Raw genomic sequence first — 13,321 nt, 5'->3', positions numbered from 1 at the left:
CATCACCAGCCGTGGAAACGCCCCCAGGGCTGCAGGGTTCCGTCTTCCGATAGCGCCTGGTATTGCGGAAACTGCGCCCCGGTCGCGCAGGCGTGGTTCGGCAGGATGCGCAGCCGCGTGCCGATGGGAAAGCGCGCGGCAATGCCGGCGTCGGGCTCGCCCTGGCGCGACAGGATGCCGTGCTCCTGGTTCGCGCCGCCGAGCACGTAGCCGTCCAGCACCCGGCCGTTCAGGTCGCAAGCCTGGCCGAAGCCGAAGTCCTGTTTCTGCTTCTGCGTGCCCCGGTCGCGGCTCATGGCCATCCAGCCCGCATCGAGGATGGCCCAGCCTTTTTCGGGCTGGTGGCCGATCACCGTGGTGAGCACGCTCAACGCGATGTCTTCCTCGCTGCACACGCCGACGTTGCGCATCACCAGGTCGAAGAACACATAGACGCCGGCCCGCACCTCGGTCACGCCGTCGAGCGTCTGCGCCATCAGCGCGGTGGGCGTGGAGCCCACGCTGACCACCGGGCACGGCAGCCCCGCGTCGCGCAGCCGCTGCGCCGCGCGGGCGCAGCCCGCGCGCTCCTGCTCGGCCACGGCGCGCAGCGCCTGCGGCGTGTCGAAGTCGTAGCTGGAGCCGGCATGCGTCATCACGCCGCCCAGGCGCATGCCGCCGTCGTGCAGCACGCGGGCCACCTCCAGCAAACGGTCTTCTTCCGGCCGGATGCCCGAGCGGTGCCCGTCGGTGTCGACCTCGATCAGCACGTCGAAGGCCTCGCCATTGGCACGGCCGAAATCCGCGATGGCCCGTGCCGACTCGATGCCGTCCGTGATGATGCCCAGCGCGCAGCCGCGCCGGCGCAGTTCCAGCGCATGCGGCAGCCGGTGCGGTGCCATGCCCACGGCATAGAGGATGTCGCTGAAGCCGGCGGCGAAGAACTGCTCGGCCTCCTTCAGCGTCGACACCGTGATGCCGCGCGCGCCCGCCGCCTGCTGCGCCTTCGCCACCTCGATGCACTTGGTGGTCTTGACGTGCGGCCGGAAGCGCACGCCGAGCGCGTCCATGCGCTGCTGCATGCGCGCGATGTTCTGCCGCATGCGGGACTGTTCGACGACGGCAGCGGGGGTGTCGATGGTGTGGAGCGTGTCCATGGTCATGCCTTGTTCGTGAAGGATTGCAGCCACTGCAGCGCGGGCGCGAGCGTCGGGCCCTGCAGTTCCGGTGCCGGCGCGCCCTGCGGCAGCGCCAGCCCCACGCGGTTGTGCCAGTAGGTGCGCAGCCCGACCGCCGAAGTGCCGAACATGTCGTAGCCCGAGCCGGCGACGAAGGCCGTCTCTTGAGGTGTCACGCCCATGTGCTCGAGCGCCATGCGGTACGGGCGCGGATCTGGTTTGTAGAAGCCGGCCTCTTCCGATGTGACGACGGCATCCCACTCGATGCCCAGCAGCGCCGCCGCGCGGTGGCCCAGCCGGCGCGAGCAATTGGTGGCCACGCCCAGCTTGCAGTGCGGTTTCAGCGCCTGCAGCAGCTCGCGCGCGCCGTCCCAGGCGGGCAGCGTGTCCCATTGCGCTTCCAGCGCGTCGGGCGCGGTGCCGGCCATGCCGGTGTTGCGCGCCGCGTCTTTCACCAGTTGCTCGTAAGGCACGTAGGCGCCGCAGCCGTAGGTGAGGCGCAGGTACTCGGCGCGCCATGCGCGCCCCTTCTCTTCCGAGCCGGCCGCGGCGTTCCAGACGGTCCAGGAATCGAGCAGCGCGGTGAGCAGGTCGAACAGCACGGCGCGGGGGTAGCGCGGCGGGGCGATGGGTGTTTGCATGGCCACGGACTGTACGTTCGAAGGCTGCTGCTGTGCTTCAATGCAGGCTCATCAATCGTTAAGCGCAATTTAATGATCCAGATCGAGGACATGCAGCTCGCCGCCGCCCTGCTGCGCGAACCGTCGTTGAGCGCCGCGGCCCGCGCGCTCGACGTCACGCCGCCCGCGCTGTCGATGCGGCTGCGCAAGCTGGAAGCCACGCTCGGCCTCTCCCTGGCCAGCCGCACCGCGCGCCGCCTGAGCCTCACGCCCGAGGGCGAGCGCTTCGCGCGCGAGGCCGCCGCGCTGCTCGGCCAGATCGAGGCCCTGCGCGAATCGATGCAGCGCGACGACCAACGGCTCACGGGCACGCTGCGCATCGCCGCGCCCTTCGGCTACGGCCGCCAGTACGTGGCGCCGATGCTGGCGCGCTTCGCCCGGCTGCATCCGGGCCTGCGGGTGCAGCTCGACCTGCGCGAGACCCCGTGGCCCGACCGGCACGATGCCGACGCGGTGATCCACATCGGCACGGTGCGCGATTCGTCCTGGGTGGCGCGCACGCTCAGCGCCAACGAACGCTGGCTGTGCGCCAGCCCCGCCTACCTGCGCCGGCACGGCGAGCCGCGCACGCCGCGCGACGTGCTCACGCATGCCTGCATCTGCATCCGCGAGAACGACGAAGACGTCACGCTGTGGCATGTGCGACCGGCCTCCGATGCCGCCGAAGGAAAACGCGCCGCCGCCCGCGAAACCCTGCGCGTGTCGCCGGCCTACGTGACCAACGACGGCGGCGTGGCCCGGCAATGGGCCGAACAGGGCATGGGCCTGGTGCTGCGCTCCGAATGGGATGCGGCCGACGCAGTGGCGCGCGGCACGCTGGTGCGCGTGCTGCCCGGCTGGCACTTCGACAGTGCGCCGGTCACGCTGCTGGTACCCACCCGAAAGGGGCGTACGGCGCGGGTGGCGGCCATCGTCGATTTCCTGGTGGAGAGCTTCGGCGACGACCAGCGCTGAAGGCGGCTTCTCTCTTCTGCGCATATCCATAGCCGCATTCATTCGTTGGCAGCGCGCGCCCCGCGCGCAAACACTCGGCGCTTCGAATTTTTTGGTGGAGAAGCTCCGATGACTGTTCCTCTCGATTCATTGCCGCCCTCGCGCTGCGGCGTGCTGCAGGCCGGCGCCGCAACCGCCAAGAACGGGCTCGCATGACCACGGCAGAACAGTTCCTCGAAGCGCCGCGCCTGCCGCGCGCACCGGCCGCCCCCGTCACCACGACCGCACAGGCCGCTCCGTCCCAAGCCGCCGCGGCGCCTTCCGGCCCCTGGGCGACCGGCCTGCTGGCCGCCGCCGCCTGGGTCGCGCTGGGCCTGCTCACGCTGCTGTGGCCCAACAAGGAAGCGGGCTTCACCGACTGGGCCTTCACCCGCGAGTTCGGCGTCGCCGCGCTCGTCGTGGCCGCGCTGCTGCTTGCCATCTCGGTGCTCGGCGCGCGCGCGGGCCAGGTGGCACGGGCGTTGCGGCCCGCCGGCCAATGGCTGGTCGCGCTGGCCGTGGTGCTCGCGCTGTGGGAAACCTTCACCGCCAAGCTCGGCCTGCTGCCCTCGCCTTTCTTCGCGCCGCCGCAGAGCCTGATCGACGTGGTGCACGAAGACTGGCAGCGGCTGGGCCTGTCGACCGCGTATTCGCTGCGGCTGCTGGCCAACGGCTTCGTGCTTGGCGCGCTGGTCGGCTTCGGCACCGGCGTGGCGGTCGGCTGGTCGCGCATCGCGGGGTACTGGGTGCATCCGCTGCTGCGCTTCCTGGGGCCGGTGCCGGCATCGGCGCTGCTGCCGCTGGCGTTCTTCTTCGCGCCTTCGAGCTATTCGGCGGCCGTGTTCCTGGTCGGCCTGGCGACCTTCTTTCCGGTGGCGGTGCTCACCTGGTCGGGCGTGGCCTCGGTCGGCAAGAGCTACTACGACGTGGCGCGCACGCTGGGCGCGTCGGAACGCTTCCTGGTGCTGCGCGTGGCGATTCCGGCGGCCCTGCCGCAGGTGTTCGTCGGGCTTTTCATGGGGCTGGGCGCCTCTTTCTCGGTGCTGATCACCGCCGAGATGATGGGCGTGAAAGCCGGCCTGGGCTGGTATCTGCAATGGGCGCAAGGCTGGGCCGCCTACGCCAACATGTACGCGGCGCTGTTCGTCATGGCGGTGCTGTGCTCGGGCCTGATCACGCTGCTGTTCAAGGTGCGCGACCGCGTGCTGTCGTGGCAGAAAGGAACCGTCAAATGGTGAGCACGCTGACCTCGCCCTCGCCCTCAGCCTCGCAGGCCGCCGCCGCGGGCGGCGCGCACATCGGCATCCAGGGCGTGAGCCACTGGTTCGAGGTGTCGGGCGGCGTGCTGCAGGTGCTCGACGGCATCGACCTGCAGGTGCGGCCCGGTGAATTCGTCGCGCTGCTGGGCCCCAGCGGCTGCGGCAAGTCGACGCTGCTGCGGCTGGTGGCCGGGCTGGAGCCCGCCACCACGGGCAGCATCACGCAGGACGGCGCGCCGATCACGCGGCCCGACCCGTCGCGCATCGTCGTGTTCCAGGACCCCACGCTCTACCCCTGGCGCAGCGTGTGGGACAACGTGGCGCTCGGCCTGCAGGCGCGCGGCGTGCTGAAGGCGCAACGCGGCCGCGTCGACGAGGCGCTCAAGCTCGTGGGCCTGACAGACTTTGCCAAGGCATTCCCGCACCAGCTTTCAGGCGGCATGGCGCAGCGCGTGGCGCTGGCCCGCGCGCTGGTCAACGACCCGCAACTGCTGGTGCTCGACGAACCGCTGGGCAAGCTCGACTCGCTCACGCGCATCGCGATGCAGAGCGAGCTGGTCAACCTGTGGCAGCGCGCCGGTTTCTCGGCGCTGCTGGTGACGCACGACGTGGAAGAGGCGCTGTTCCTGGCCAACCGCGTGATCGTGCTGAGCGACCGGCCCGCACGCATCGCGGCGGAGCTGGTGGTCGACCTGCCCTACCCGCGCCACCGCGGCGATCCGCGGCTGGCCGAGCTGCGGCACGAGGCGCTCAAGCACCTGGGACTCGACGCCACGTGGTGACATGAACGCATCCCCCGAGGCCGGCTGGCTCAACCTGCTGATCGGCCTGCTCCAGGGCGCGCAACTGCAGTTGCTTCGCCTGCTGGACGCGCTGGGCCTCGTGGCGCAGGTCCACGGCCAGCCCGCGTGGCCGTGGGCGCACCGGCTGTCCGGAGAGAACCTGCTGATCGACCTCGGGCAGGCGCGCAGGCTCGGGCTCACCGTGGTCGTGCTCGCGGCGGCGTTGCTGCTGCTGGTGCTCGCGCTGCTGTGGCGGCGCCGGCGCATCTGGCTGCTGGCCGCGACCACGCTGCTGTTGGTGGCGGCTCCGTGGCCCGATGCCAACGTGGTGCTGGTGCCGGCGTATCCGACCAGCTTCCAGCGCTCGCCCACCGGTTTTACGGCCGACAGCATTGAGCGCGGGCGCGTGCTCTTCGCGGCGCAATGCGTGGCATGCCACGGCGCCGACGGCCTGGGCCAGGGCCCGCTGGCCGCCGTGCAACCCGTATGGCCGCCCAACCTGGCCGGACCGCTGCTGTGGCGGCGCGCCGATGGCGACGTGCTCTGGCATGTGCTGCACGGCATGCGCGACCGGCGCGGCTCGCCCACCATGCCTGCCTTCGGCGGCAGGCTCGACGACGACGACGCCTGGGCGCTCATCGATTTCATGAAGGCCCAGGGCGCGGGCCAGAGCCTGCGCGCAGCCGGCCTTTGGACGCAGCCGATCTCGCCGCCCGACGTGGCCGTGCAGTGCGCCGGCAAGCCGCCTCGCATGCTGAGCGGCTGGCGCGGCCAGCGGCTGCGGATCGTGGCGGCCGGCGGGCAAGCCCTGCAGGACGACCCGCGCCTCGTCACCGTGTTCCTGGCGAAAGACGGCGCCGCCGCGGCATCGCACGCGGGCGATTGCGTCGCCGAGTCGGCCACCGCATGGGATGCGTTCTCGCTCATCGCCGCCACGCCGCGGCTGGCAGGCACGCAGCTGATCGTCGACCGCGACGGCTGGCTGCGCGCGCGCGGCGAACCCGGCAAGGGCGCATGGAGCGATGACGACCTGCTGTGCCGCACCGATCAGCCCGCCCGCGCCGCGCCCGGCCCCATTCCGCTGCCGCCGGACGGCCTCGGCGCGCTCATCGCGCGCATGGACGCCGAGCCCGTGCGCTTCGTGAAAGGCGGATTCGTTCATTGAGCCGGGCCGCGGGACTACGATGGTCCTCGGCAAGCCTCACGCAACCTTCAGTCAACCAAGGAGAGAAACGCCATGTCCAACCATGTCTACAAGACCCTCGAACTGACCGGCTCGTCACCAACGAGCATCGAAGATGCGGTGCAGACCGCCATCGCCAAGGCGCACGAGACGGTGCGCAACATCCAGTGGTTCACAGTGACCGAGACGCGCGGCCACGTGGTCGACGGCAAGGTCGCGCACTGGCAGGTGACGCTGAAGATCGGCTTCACGCTGGAATAGCGTTCAGGCTGCTGTCTGCGCCTGCGGCTCGCCCAGCGACAGCATCAGCCGGTTGGCCCAGTTGAAGAAGGCCGCGCCGTGGATCACGTCGGCAATCGCCAGGTCGTCCAGCCCTTGCGCGCGCAGTTGGTCGATGTGTTCCACGCCGAAAGCCGACGGCGTGGACGACAGCGCCACGGAGGCCGCGACGATCGTGTTCCAGCGCTCGCCGAGTTCGGCGCCCACGCCTTCGTCGAGCAGCCGCTGCACGTCTTGCGTGCGGTGCGAGAAATGCGAGGCGAAGCGCGCATGCACCGACGCGCAGTAGATGCAGCCGTTGTAGCGCGAGGCCGCTGCCGCCGACAGCTCGCGCTCCGCGCGCGGCAAGCCGGCTTCGGGGTTGTAGAAGATGTCCTTGTCGGTGCGGGTGCGCGCGCCGAGGATGTCCGGGTCGCGCGCCAGCAGCCGGAAATAAGGCGACTTGGCGCGCGCCGCGTCCACCAGCCCGGCGAAGTGGCGCTCGGTCAGCTCGGCTTCGGGCAGCGGCTCCAGCCATGGCAGCCATTCGAGCTGCGCCTGGGTGAAGACGCTCGGGTGCGCGTTGCCGGGATGGGTCAGGGTCGATTCGGTGTTGCTCATGGCCGGGCTCAGTCGATGGAGGTTGCGGGACGTTGCGCCAGTGCCTGCAGGCCGGTGACGACCCGGATCTGGAACGCGAGGAATGCCACCAGCTGCGACAGCGTGACGATGCCGGTGCTGGTCCAGCCCGCATCCAGCAACGCCTGCAAGGCGGCCGGGCTGGCATCGCGCGGATGGAACACCAGCAAGTGCGCATGCGCGAGCGCGGCCGAGAGCCGTTCGCCCAGCAGTTCGCGGTGCGCATCGTTCACGGCATACGAGGGGCCGGCCTTGTCTTCCGCGCTCAGCGGGCCGGCCGGGTAGCTGCCGTAGGGGCCTTGCGCGGCGCCGCGCTGCACCTCGGCCTCGATTGCATCGGCCACCCCCGCGCGGGCGCCCTGGCTGGCCAGTTCTTCCGCATAGAAGCGCGCCACGCCCGCATGGCCGTGCAGCCCTGCCACGAAGGCCGCGAGCGCGAAGCGGTCGGCGATGTCGAAATCGCCGGGCACCGGCGGTGTCGGCGCGAACAGCGAGAGATAGCTCTGCTGCGCATGGGTGCGGGCCTGCTCGCGCCCCCGGCGGATGCGGTCGAGATGCTGCCCCGGGGCGATGCCGACAAGACTGTCGATCACGTCGGGCACCTCGGGCGCACCGGAGTCGGAGGACAAAGGAGGAGAAGCAACGGCGTTCATGCGGTCTCGCGAAGCGTGGATGAAGAATGGATGCCCAGCGCCGGCGCGACCTTGGTCGCGATCAGCTCGATGGAGCGCAGGATGGCCGCATGCGGCGGATCGACCGGGTGCACTTGGCAGACCAGGTCGGTCACGCGGTCGAGCGTGCTGTCGGCGCGCAGCGAGGCGATCACGTCGTCGGGCGAGCCGACATGCACGTCGTAGGCGGCGATCAGTTCCTCGAGCGATGCGTCCGGCCCCGCGCGGTCCGCCAGGCCGGCCTGTCCCGAGGCGGCAAAGCGCGCGGCCGAGCGGCGCAGGCCGATCTCGGCCAGCCGCAGCGCCTCCTGGCGGCTATCGGCCACGAACACGCTGCGCGAGCCGACGATGCGCGGCGCCACGCCGGCCGGCAGCGCCGCCAGGTAGGCATCGACGATGGGGTTCTGCAGCCCGGCAAGCGGTGCGTCGGGCGCGTGGCCGGGGCGCGGCTGCGTGCGCGAGAGCATCAGGCCGTCGCCGGCCTGCCCCGCGCGGGCGCCGCCGCTCACCGAAAAGGTCGCTTGCCAGATGCGCCCCGGCAACTGCGCGCCCGGCGGGTACAGGGTGTCGCCGCCGGCCAGCGGCCGGCCCGCCCATGCGGCACGCACCGCGTCGAGCTGCCGCGCGAAGATGGCCGAGCGCTCGTTGCTGTCGAGCCCGAAGGCCGCAAAGGCTTCCGGCGTGCCGCCCGTGCCGACGCCCACTTCGAGCCGCCCGCCGGAGAGCAGGTCGAGCACGGCGGCGTCTTCGGCCACGCGCACCGCGTTTTCCAGCGGCAGCGTGACGATGCCGGTGCCCAGGCGGATGCGCTTGGTGCGCGAAGCCACGTAGGCCAGGAAGACCAGGGGCGACGGCAGTCCGCCTTCGTGTTCATGGAAATGGTGTTGCGCCACCCACGCGGAGTCGAAGCCGAGGGCTTCGGCATGCGCGATCTGCTCGGCGACGAGCCGGTAGCGCTCGGCGGCGGTGGTGTCGTCGAGCAGGCGGCTGAAGAAGCCCAGGCGCCGTGGGGCGGGAAATCCGGAAGAAAGGTCTGACAAGATTCGAAGCCGGCAGCGGGAAAGCCCGACATTGAGCCCGCGCAGCGCCCCGCCGGGAACGCCTGATTTCGAGTTTGCTTATGTGTTTTTCATCGATGCCGGGGTGTGGCACGGACTGAATGCGGGTTCGACCGCCGGGCGATGGACCGCCGGGGCTGGTACATTTTCCGGCCTTGAAAACGAAAGGGATATTGGTGGCACTCGCAGCGGCAATTGCCGGTCTTTCCATCCTCATCATCGGGGACAGTCATCTGTCGCAGCCGAGCTACCTGATGTCGTCGCTGCACGACGATCTCCAGCGCCAGGGCGCGAAGGTGCATTCCATCGGCGTGTGCGGCGTGCAGCCTTACGACTGGACGGTGTCCAAGCCCGGCTCCTGTGGCAGCGCGGAACGCATCGGCAACAAGCCGGCGGTCGTGAGCCCCGGCAACCGGGCCAAGACGACGGCGGTGGCGCAACTCATCAAGGCCGAACACCCCGATCTGGTGCTGATCGTGCTGGGCGACACCATGGCCGCCTACCGGCAGGCCGACTTTCCGATGAACTGGGTCTGGCAGCAGGTCAGCGCGCTCACCGGCGCGATTTCGGCCACCGGCACCAAGTGCGCCTGGGTCGGCCCCGCGTGGGGGCAGGAAGGCGGCCAGTACGGCAAGACCTACGCGCGCGCCGAAACGGTGAGCCGCTTTCTCGCGACCAACGTGGCGCCCTGCACTTACATCGACTCGCTGGAGATGTCCGCGCGCGGCCAGTGGCCGACCATCGACGGGCAGCATTTCAACGCGAGCGGCTACCGCGCCTGGGGCGATGCGATCGCCAAGGCCGTCGCGCGGCTGCCCTTGGCGCCCGCTGCCGCCGGCACCCCGCGGCCATGAGGCGCGCCGCTCTCAAGATGCGGCGCCATGCGCTGCTCGGCGCCCTGCTGCCCGCCGTGGCCGGCGCCGCGCCCCAGTTGTATGACACGGGCCCCTCGCAAGACCTGGCGCTGGTGCGCTTCGTCAACGCGGGGGCGCAGGCGCTCACGGTGCAAAGCGGCGGCCCCGCAAAGGCGAGCGTGGTGGTGGCGCCTTCTGCGCCCATCACCGATTACCAGCCCGTGCGCTCCGACGCGCCGGTCACCGGCTACTGGAAAAACGGCCAGCGGCAGATGGCCATCACGCTGCGCGTGCCGTCGGGCGGCTCGGCCTCGGTGCTGGCGTGGCAAGGCGCGAACGGCGAGATTGCCGGCACCAGCTTCACCGAGCCGCCACCCAGCTTCGATCCCCTGCGCGCCTCGCTCGCGTTCTACAACGCCGACGCGCGCTGCACCGCCGCGGGCCTCCTGGCCAGCACCGGCAACACGGCCATCTTCGAGAACCAGGCGGCGCTTGCCAGCGCGCGCCGTGCCGTCAACCCGGTGAAGCTGGCGGTGCATGCCACCTGCAACGGCCAGCCCGTCGAGGGCACGATCGACCTGGGCTCGCTGCAGGCCGGCCAGCGCTACAGCGTGTTCCTCGTTCCCGCCGGCAAGGGCAGCCGGCTCATGGGCCTGCAGGACCGCATCGCGCGCTGACCCGGCCGTGGTTTTCGCATCGCTCGAATTCCTCTCGGTCTTTCTGCCGGCGTTCCTGCTGCTGTATGCGCTGACGCCGGCGCGCGCGAAGAACACGCTGCTGCTGCTCTCCAGTTGGCTGTTCTACGGCTGGTGGAGCCCGCTGTTCCTGCTGCTGTTCATTGCGCTCACGGCGCTGGCATGGGCGGGCGGGCTGCTGGTCGAGCGCGCGGGGCCGGGGCGGCGCGGCATGCTGGTGGCGTTCATCGTGCTGAACCTCGGCGTGCTGGCCTGGTTCAAGTACGCCAACATCGTGGTCGAGACTTTCAACGCGGCCCTGGCGCATGCCGGCGCCATGCCGATGGAATGGCAACGCATCGCGCTGCCCATCGGACTGTCGTTCACCGTGCTGCAGGCGATCTCCTATCTGGTCGACGTGCATCGCGGCAAGTTTCCGGCGGAGCGCCGGCCCATCGACTTCGCGACCTACCTGGCGATGTTCGGCCACCTCGTCGCGGGGCCGATCATCCGCTACGACTGGGTGCGCCAGCGCCTGGCGCACCGCGCCGTGCATGCTTCGGAATTCGCCACGGGCGCGCGCCGCTTCATGATCGGCATGGCGATGAAGGTGCTGGTGGCGGACACGCTCTCGCCGGTGGTGGAGCATGTGTTTTCGGCCGCGCACCCCAGCCTGGCCGATGCCTGGCTCGGCTGCCTGGCCTACACGCTGCAGCTGTTCTTCGACTTCGCGGGCTACAGCGCGATGGCCATCGGCATCGGCGCGATGCTGGGCTTTCGGTTTCCCGAGAACTTCGACCGGCCCTACCTCGCGCGCAACCTGGCGGAGTTCTGGCGGCGCTGGCATATCTCGCTGTCGTCCTGGCTGCGCGACTACCTCTACGTGCCGCTCGGCGGCAGCCGCAAGGGCACCCGGCGCACGGTGCTGAACCTGATGCTGACGATGGCCATCGGCGGGCTCTGGCACGGCGCGGACAGCTGGAACTTCCTGTACTGGGGCCTGGCGCAGGGCATTGGCCTGAGCGTGGTGCACCTGTGCCGCGCGCGCGGGCTGGGCCTGCCCGCGCCGCTCGCGCACGCCGCGACCATGCTGTTCGTGATGCTGGGCTGGACGCTGTTCCGCGCGCCCGACTTCGCGGTCGCCTGCGACATGCTGGCCGGCCAGTTCGGCGCGCATGGCGTGGCACTAGGGGCGGCGCTGTCCAACATGCTGCGGCTGCCGGTGGTGCTGGCCTATCTGCTGGGCATCGCCTGGGTGCTCGCGCCGGCCCTGGTCGGCGCGCGGCGGCATGCGGGCAATGGCGGCGCGGTGCTCGCGACGCTGGCGCCGATCGCCGGTTTCCTGCTTTCGCTCGCGCTGGTGTCGAGCCGCGGCACGGTGCCTTTCCTCTACTTCCAGTTCTGATGGGCATGGCAACAGCGCGCACCAACCGTCGACTGCGTGGAATGCTCCGCTGGACGACGGCGGGCGTGCTGGTCGCGTCGCTGGGTGCGGCGTTCGTCGCGAGCTTGCCGAACATGCCCGGCGCGCTGGCTCATGCCGGCGCTTCGCTGCTGGACGATGCCGCAGCCCGGCGCGCGCTGACGAAGACGCTGGTCACGACGCCGCTGACCGAAACGCTCGCGCGCTACCAGCGCGAGGCAAGCTGGCTGCTGCTGGGCGATCTCGGCGCGGAGGTGCATCGGGGCGAAGGCGACTGGCTCTTCCTCGACGAGGAACTGCGCGTTCACCCCGGCCGCGCTGCGAATGCGCGTGACCGTGCCGCCACCGTCGCGGACATCGCCCGCGCGCTGGCTGCACGGCGCATTGCGCTGCTGGTGGTGGTCGTGCCCGACAAGAGCCGGATCGAAAGCCAACACTTGGGCCGGCTGCGGCGCCCGCCCGAACTCGAAGGCCGTGTGCGCGAATGGACGGCCATGCTAGATGCCGCGAACGTGCCCGTGCTCGACCTGGCACCGGTGCTCGCGGGTGCATCGCCCGCGCCCTTCCTCAAAACCGACACGCACTGGACCGAGCACGGCAGCCAACTGGCCGCGCAAGCCGTGGCCGAGCGCCTTCGGCGCATGCAGGTGCTCGACGCCACGCCGGTGCCTTCCGTGGTCGCATCGCGCAAGACCGTCACCGAATGGGGCGACCTGGTGCGCCTGGCGGGCATCGACGGCCTGCCGTCGTCGCTGAAGCCCGCGCCCGACACCGGCTGGCAATCGACCGTCGAGACACGCAACGAGAGCACCGACCTGTTCGGCAATACCGCACTGCCTTCCATCGTGCTGATCGGCAGTTCGTTTTCGCGGCGCGCCAACTTCCTGCCCTTTCTTCAGCTCGCCGGCCAGTCGCTGGTCGCCGATTTCGCGATGGACGGGGGCGATTTTTCCGGCGCCGCGCGGCGCTACTTTCCGGGACCGGCTTTCGCGGACAACCCGCCGCGCGCCATCGTCTGGGAAGTGCCCGAACGGGCGCTCGAATCGCCCATCGCGGAGGCCGAGCGGCAGTGGATGCGCCAGCCCTTCGCGGGCCGCGGACGCTAGCGCATGTAGCCCAGGTCGCGCACGTCGGAGCGCACCGCCGCGCGGTCGACGCCCTGCATCGGCAGGCTCACCAGCAGCTCGAGCCGGCGGCGCAGCGAGAACAGCATCTGCACCGCCGCATGAGCGACTTGCTCGGGGTCGGTCTCGGCCGCAACGTCCGGGTAGGACCACAGCGCCGCATCGGGCTGGCCGGGCCACGGGGGTTGCAGCGACTCGGTGCCCGCATCCAGGGTGATGACGAAATCCGCGCCGGAGGGGTGGGTCCGCACCAACTCGTCCCAGCTGCGCGGCTGCCTCTGCGGAACTGGAATGCTGGCGCTATGAAGAGCGCCGATGGCCGCGGGATGAAACTCGCGCCCGACATGCCCGGGCTGACCGCAGGAAGAGACCGAGAACCGCTTGGGGTCTAGGTGCGAGAGGCATGCTTCCGCCAGGATGCTGCGCAGTGAATTTCGCCGAGAGACGAAGACCACGCCGATTCGTTTTTGCATGACCCTTGACTATAGCGAGGCGCCGCCTGCGCGGCGACGGGGCATGCCGGTCCGATGGAAAATCCTCGCGAGTTCTCCGCCCGCCGCGCACACCCGCCCCCGAACGGTGCAGAC

15 protein-coding genes are annotated in these 13,321 nt (G+C 70.5%); 9 read left to right on the top strand and 6 right to left on the bottom strand.

Annotated elements, in window-relative coordinates; genetic code table 11:
- Nucleotides 1-2 precede the first annotated feature (2 nt).
- Both WIX39_RS17380 and WIX39_RS17375 read right to left on the bottom strand, forming a co-directional pair.
- Complete coding sequence (locus tag WIX39_RS17380; RefSeq protein ID WP_106934517.1) at nucleotides 3-1,136, bottom strand: DSD1 family PLP-dependent enzyme; 1,134 nt, start codon at nucleotides 1,134-1,136, stop codon at nucleotides 3-5.
- A 2-nt stretch (nucleotides 1,137-1,138) separates the two neighbouring features.
- Nucleotides 1,139-1,798 carry an HAD family hydrolase gene (locus WIX39_RS17375; protein WP_106934518.1) on the bottom strand — a complete coding sequence of 220 codons (660 nt, stop codon included), beginning with the start codon at nucleotides 1,796-1,798 and terminating at the stop codon, nucleotides 1,139-1,141.
- A gap of 72 nt (nucleotides 1,799-1,870) precedes the next feature.
- Here WIX39_RS17375 and WIX39_RS17370 point away from each other — a divergent pair, with 72 nt between their 5' ends.
- The 5 genes from WIX39_RS17370 to WIX39_RS17350 all read left to right on the top strand — a co-directional run bounded on the left by WIX39_RS17370 (nucleotide 1,871) and on the right by WIX39_RS17350 (nucleotide 6,294).
- Nucleotides 1,871-2,791, top strand: coding sequence for a LysR family transcriptional regulator (locus WIX39_RS17370; protein ID WP_106934519.1), 921 nt, complete (start codon nucleotides 1,871-1,873; stop codon nucleotides 2,789-2,791).
- A gap of 191 nt (nucleotides 2,792-2,982) precedes the next feature.
- Nucleotides 2,983-4,047, top strand: coding sequence for an ABC transporter permease (locus WIX39_RS17365; RefSeq protein WP_106934520.1), 1,065 nt, complete (start codon nucleotides 2,983-2,985; stop codon nucleotides 4,045-4,047).
- Entirely contained in the window at nucleotides 4,041-4,850 is an 810-nt protein-coding gene (locus WIX39_RS17360) for an ABC transporter ATP-binding protein (RefSeq protein WP_409195464.1), read from the top strand. Before WIX39_RS17365 ends, WIX39_RS17360 begins: the two co-directional genes overlap by 7 nt.
- A 1-nt stretch (nucleotide 4,851) precedes the next feature.
- Complete coding sequence (locus WIX39_RS17355) at nucleotides 4,852-6,015, top strand: c-type cytochrome (protein ID WP_106934522.1); 1,164 nt, start codon at nucleotides 4,852-4,854, stop codon at nucleotides 6,013-6,015.
- A 72-nt stretch (nucleotides 6,016-6,087) separates the two neighbouring features.
- The gene (locus tag WIX39_RS17350; protein ID WP_106934523.1) at nucleotides 6,088-6,294 is read left to right on the top strand and encodes a dodecin; all 207 of its coding nucleotides are present in this window, start codon (nucleotides 6,088-6,090) and stop codon (nucleotides 6,292-6,294) included.
- A gap of 3 nt (nucleotides 6,295-6,297) precedes the next feature.
- On the opposite strand, the gene WIX39_RS17345 is transcribed toward WIX39_RS17350, so the two are convergent.
- The 3 genes from WIX39_RS17345 to WIX39_RS17335 are packed head-to-tail and all read right to left on the bottom strand — an operon-like array spanning nucleotide 6,298 to nucleotide 8,641.
- Complete coding sequence (locus WIX39_RS17345; protein WP_199851915.1) at nucleotides 6,298-6,912, bottom strand: alkylhydroperoxidase domain protein; 615 nt, start codon at nucleotides 6,910-6,912, stop codon at nucleotides 6,298-6,300.
- Nucleotides 6,913-6,920: 8 nt separating this feature from the next.
- Entirely contained in the window at nucleotides 6,921-7,583 is a 663-nt protein-coding gene (locus WIX39_RS17340; RefSeq protein WP_106934524.1) for a CMD domain protein, read from the bottom strand.
- Nucleotides 7,580-8,641 carry a putative FMN-dependent luciferase-like monooxygenase gene (locus WIX39_RS17335; protein ID WP_106934525.1) on the bottom strand — a complete coding sequence of 354 codons (1,062 nt, stop codon included), beginning with the start codon at nucleotides 8,639-8,641 and terminating at the stop codon, nucleotides 7,580-7,582. The genes WIX39_RS17340 and WIX39_RS17335 overlap by 4 nt, the downstream gene beginning before the upstream one ends.
- A gap of 194 nt (nucleotides 8,642-8,835) precedes the next feature.
- On the opposite strand from WIX39_RS17335, the gene WIX39_RS17330 reads away from it, so the two are divergent.
- The 4 genes from WIX39_RS17330 to WIX39_RS17315 are packed head-to-tail and all read left to right on the top strand — an operon-like array spanning nucleotide 8,836 to nucleotide 12,716.
- The gene (locus WIX39_RS17330) at nucleotides 8,836-9,513 is read left to right on the top strand and encodes an SGNH/GDSL hydrolase family protein (protein ID WP_081271603.1); all 678 of its coding nucleotides are present in this window, start codon (nucleotides 8,836-8,838) and stop codon (nucleotides 9,511-9,513) included.
- Nucleotides 9,510-10,190, top strand: a complete 681-nt coding sequence (locus tag WIX39_RS17325) for a cell division protein FtsQ (RefSeq protein ID WP_106934526.1) — start codon at nucleotides 9,510-9,512, stop codon at nucleotides 10,188-10,190. Before WIX39_RS17330 ends, WIX39_RS17325 begins: the two co-directional genes overlap by 4 nt.
- 7 nt (nucleotides 10,191-10,197) lie before the next feature.
- The gene (locus tag WIX39_RS17320) at nucleotides 10,198-11,592 is read left to right on the top strand and encodes an MBOAT family O-acyltransferase (RefSeq protein ID WP_205367054.1); all 1,395 of its coding nucleotides are present in this window, start codon (nucleotides 10,198-10,200) and stop codon (nucleotides 11,590-11,592) included.
- A 41-nt stretch (nucleotides 11,593-11,633) separates the two neighbouring features.
- Nucleotides 11,634-12,716: an alginate O-acetyltransferase AlgX-related protein gene (locus WIX39_RS17315; protein ID WP_205367052.1), complete on the top strand. Its 1,083-nt coding sequence runs from the start codon at nucleotides 11,634-11,636 to the stop codon at nucleotides 12,714-12,716.
- Here the strand turns inward: WIX39_RS17315 and WIX39_RS17310 are convergent.
- Entirely contained in the window at nucleotides 12,713-13,207 is a 495-nt protein-coding gene (locus tag WIX39_RS17310; RefSeq protein WP_205367050.1) for a protein tyrosine phosphatase, read from the bottom strand. The two genes, WIX39_RS17315 and WIX39_RS17310, sit on opposite strands and share 4 nt — an antisense overlap.
- Nucleotides 13,208-13,321: the final 114 nt, after the last annotated feature.

This window comes from Variovorax sp. AB1(2024) (assembly GCF_037482385.2).
GTDB lineage: Bacteria > Pseudomonadota > Gammaproteobacteria > Burkholderiales > Burkholderiaceae_C > Variovorax.
This window is presented reverse-complemented; position numbering and strand designations above follow the sequence as displayed.

Excerpts from the sequence above, each read along its gene's own strand:
- WIX39_RS17355 (WP_106934522.1), top strand. The coding sequence starts at position 4,852 with ATGAACGCATCCCCCGAGGCCGGCTGGCTCAACCTGCTGATCGGCCTG.
- WIX39_RS17340 (WP_106934524.1), bottom strand. The coding sequence starts at position 7,583 with ATGAACGCCGTTGCTTCTCCTCCTTTGTCCTCCGACTCCGGTGCGCCC.
- WIX39_RS17315 (WP_205367052.1), top strand. The coding sequence starts at position 11,634 with ATGCTCCGCTGGACGACGGCGGGCGTGCTGGTCGCGTCGCTGGGTGCG.
- WIX39_RS17345 (WP_199851915.1), bottom strand. The coding sequence starts at position 6,912 with ATGAGCAACACCGAATCGACCCTGACCCATCCCGGCAACGCGCACCCG.
- WIX39_RS17325 (WP_106934526.1), top strand. The coding sequence starts at position 9,510 with ATGAGGCGCGCCGCTCTCAAGATGCGGCGCCATGCGCTGCTCGGCGCC.
- WIX39_RS17365 (WP_106934520.1), top strand. The coding sequence starts at position 2,983 with ATGACCACGGCAGAACAGTTCCTCGAAGCGCCGCGCCTGCCGCGCGCA.
- WIX39_RS17310 (WP_205367050.1), bottom strand. The coding sequence starts at position 13,207 with ATGCAAAAACGAATCGGCGTGGTCTTCGTCTCTCGGCGAAATTCACTG.
- WIX39_RS17360 (WP_409195464.1), top strand. The coding sequence starts at position 4,041 with ATGGTGAGCACGCTGACCTCGCCCTCGCCCTCAGCCTCGCAGGCCGCC.
- WIX39_RS17350 (WP_106934523.1), top strand. The coding sequence starts at position 6,088 with ATGTCCAACCATGTCTACAAGACCCTCGAACTGACCGGCTCGTCACCA.
- WIX39_RS17380 (WP_106934517.1), bottom strand. The coding sequence starts at position 1,136 with ATGGACACGCTCCACACCATCGACACCCCCGCTGCCGTCGTCGAACAG.
- WIX39_RS17375 (WP_106934518.1), bottom strand. The coding sequence starts at position 1,798 with ATGCAAACACCCATCGCCCCGCCGCGCTACCCCCGCGCCGTGCTGTTC.
- WIX39_RS17370 (WP_106934519.1), top strand. The coding sequence starts at position 1,871 with ATGATCCAGATCGAGGACATGCAGCTCGCCGCCGCCCTGCTGCGCGAA.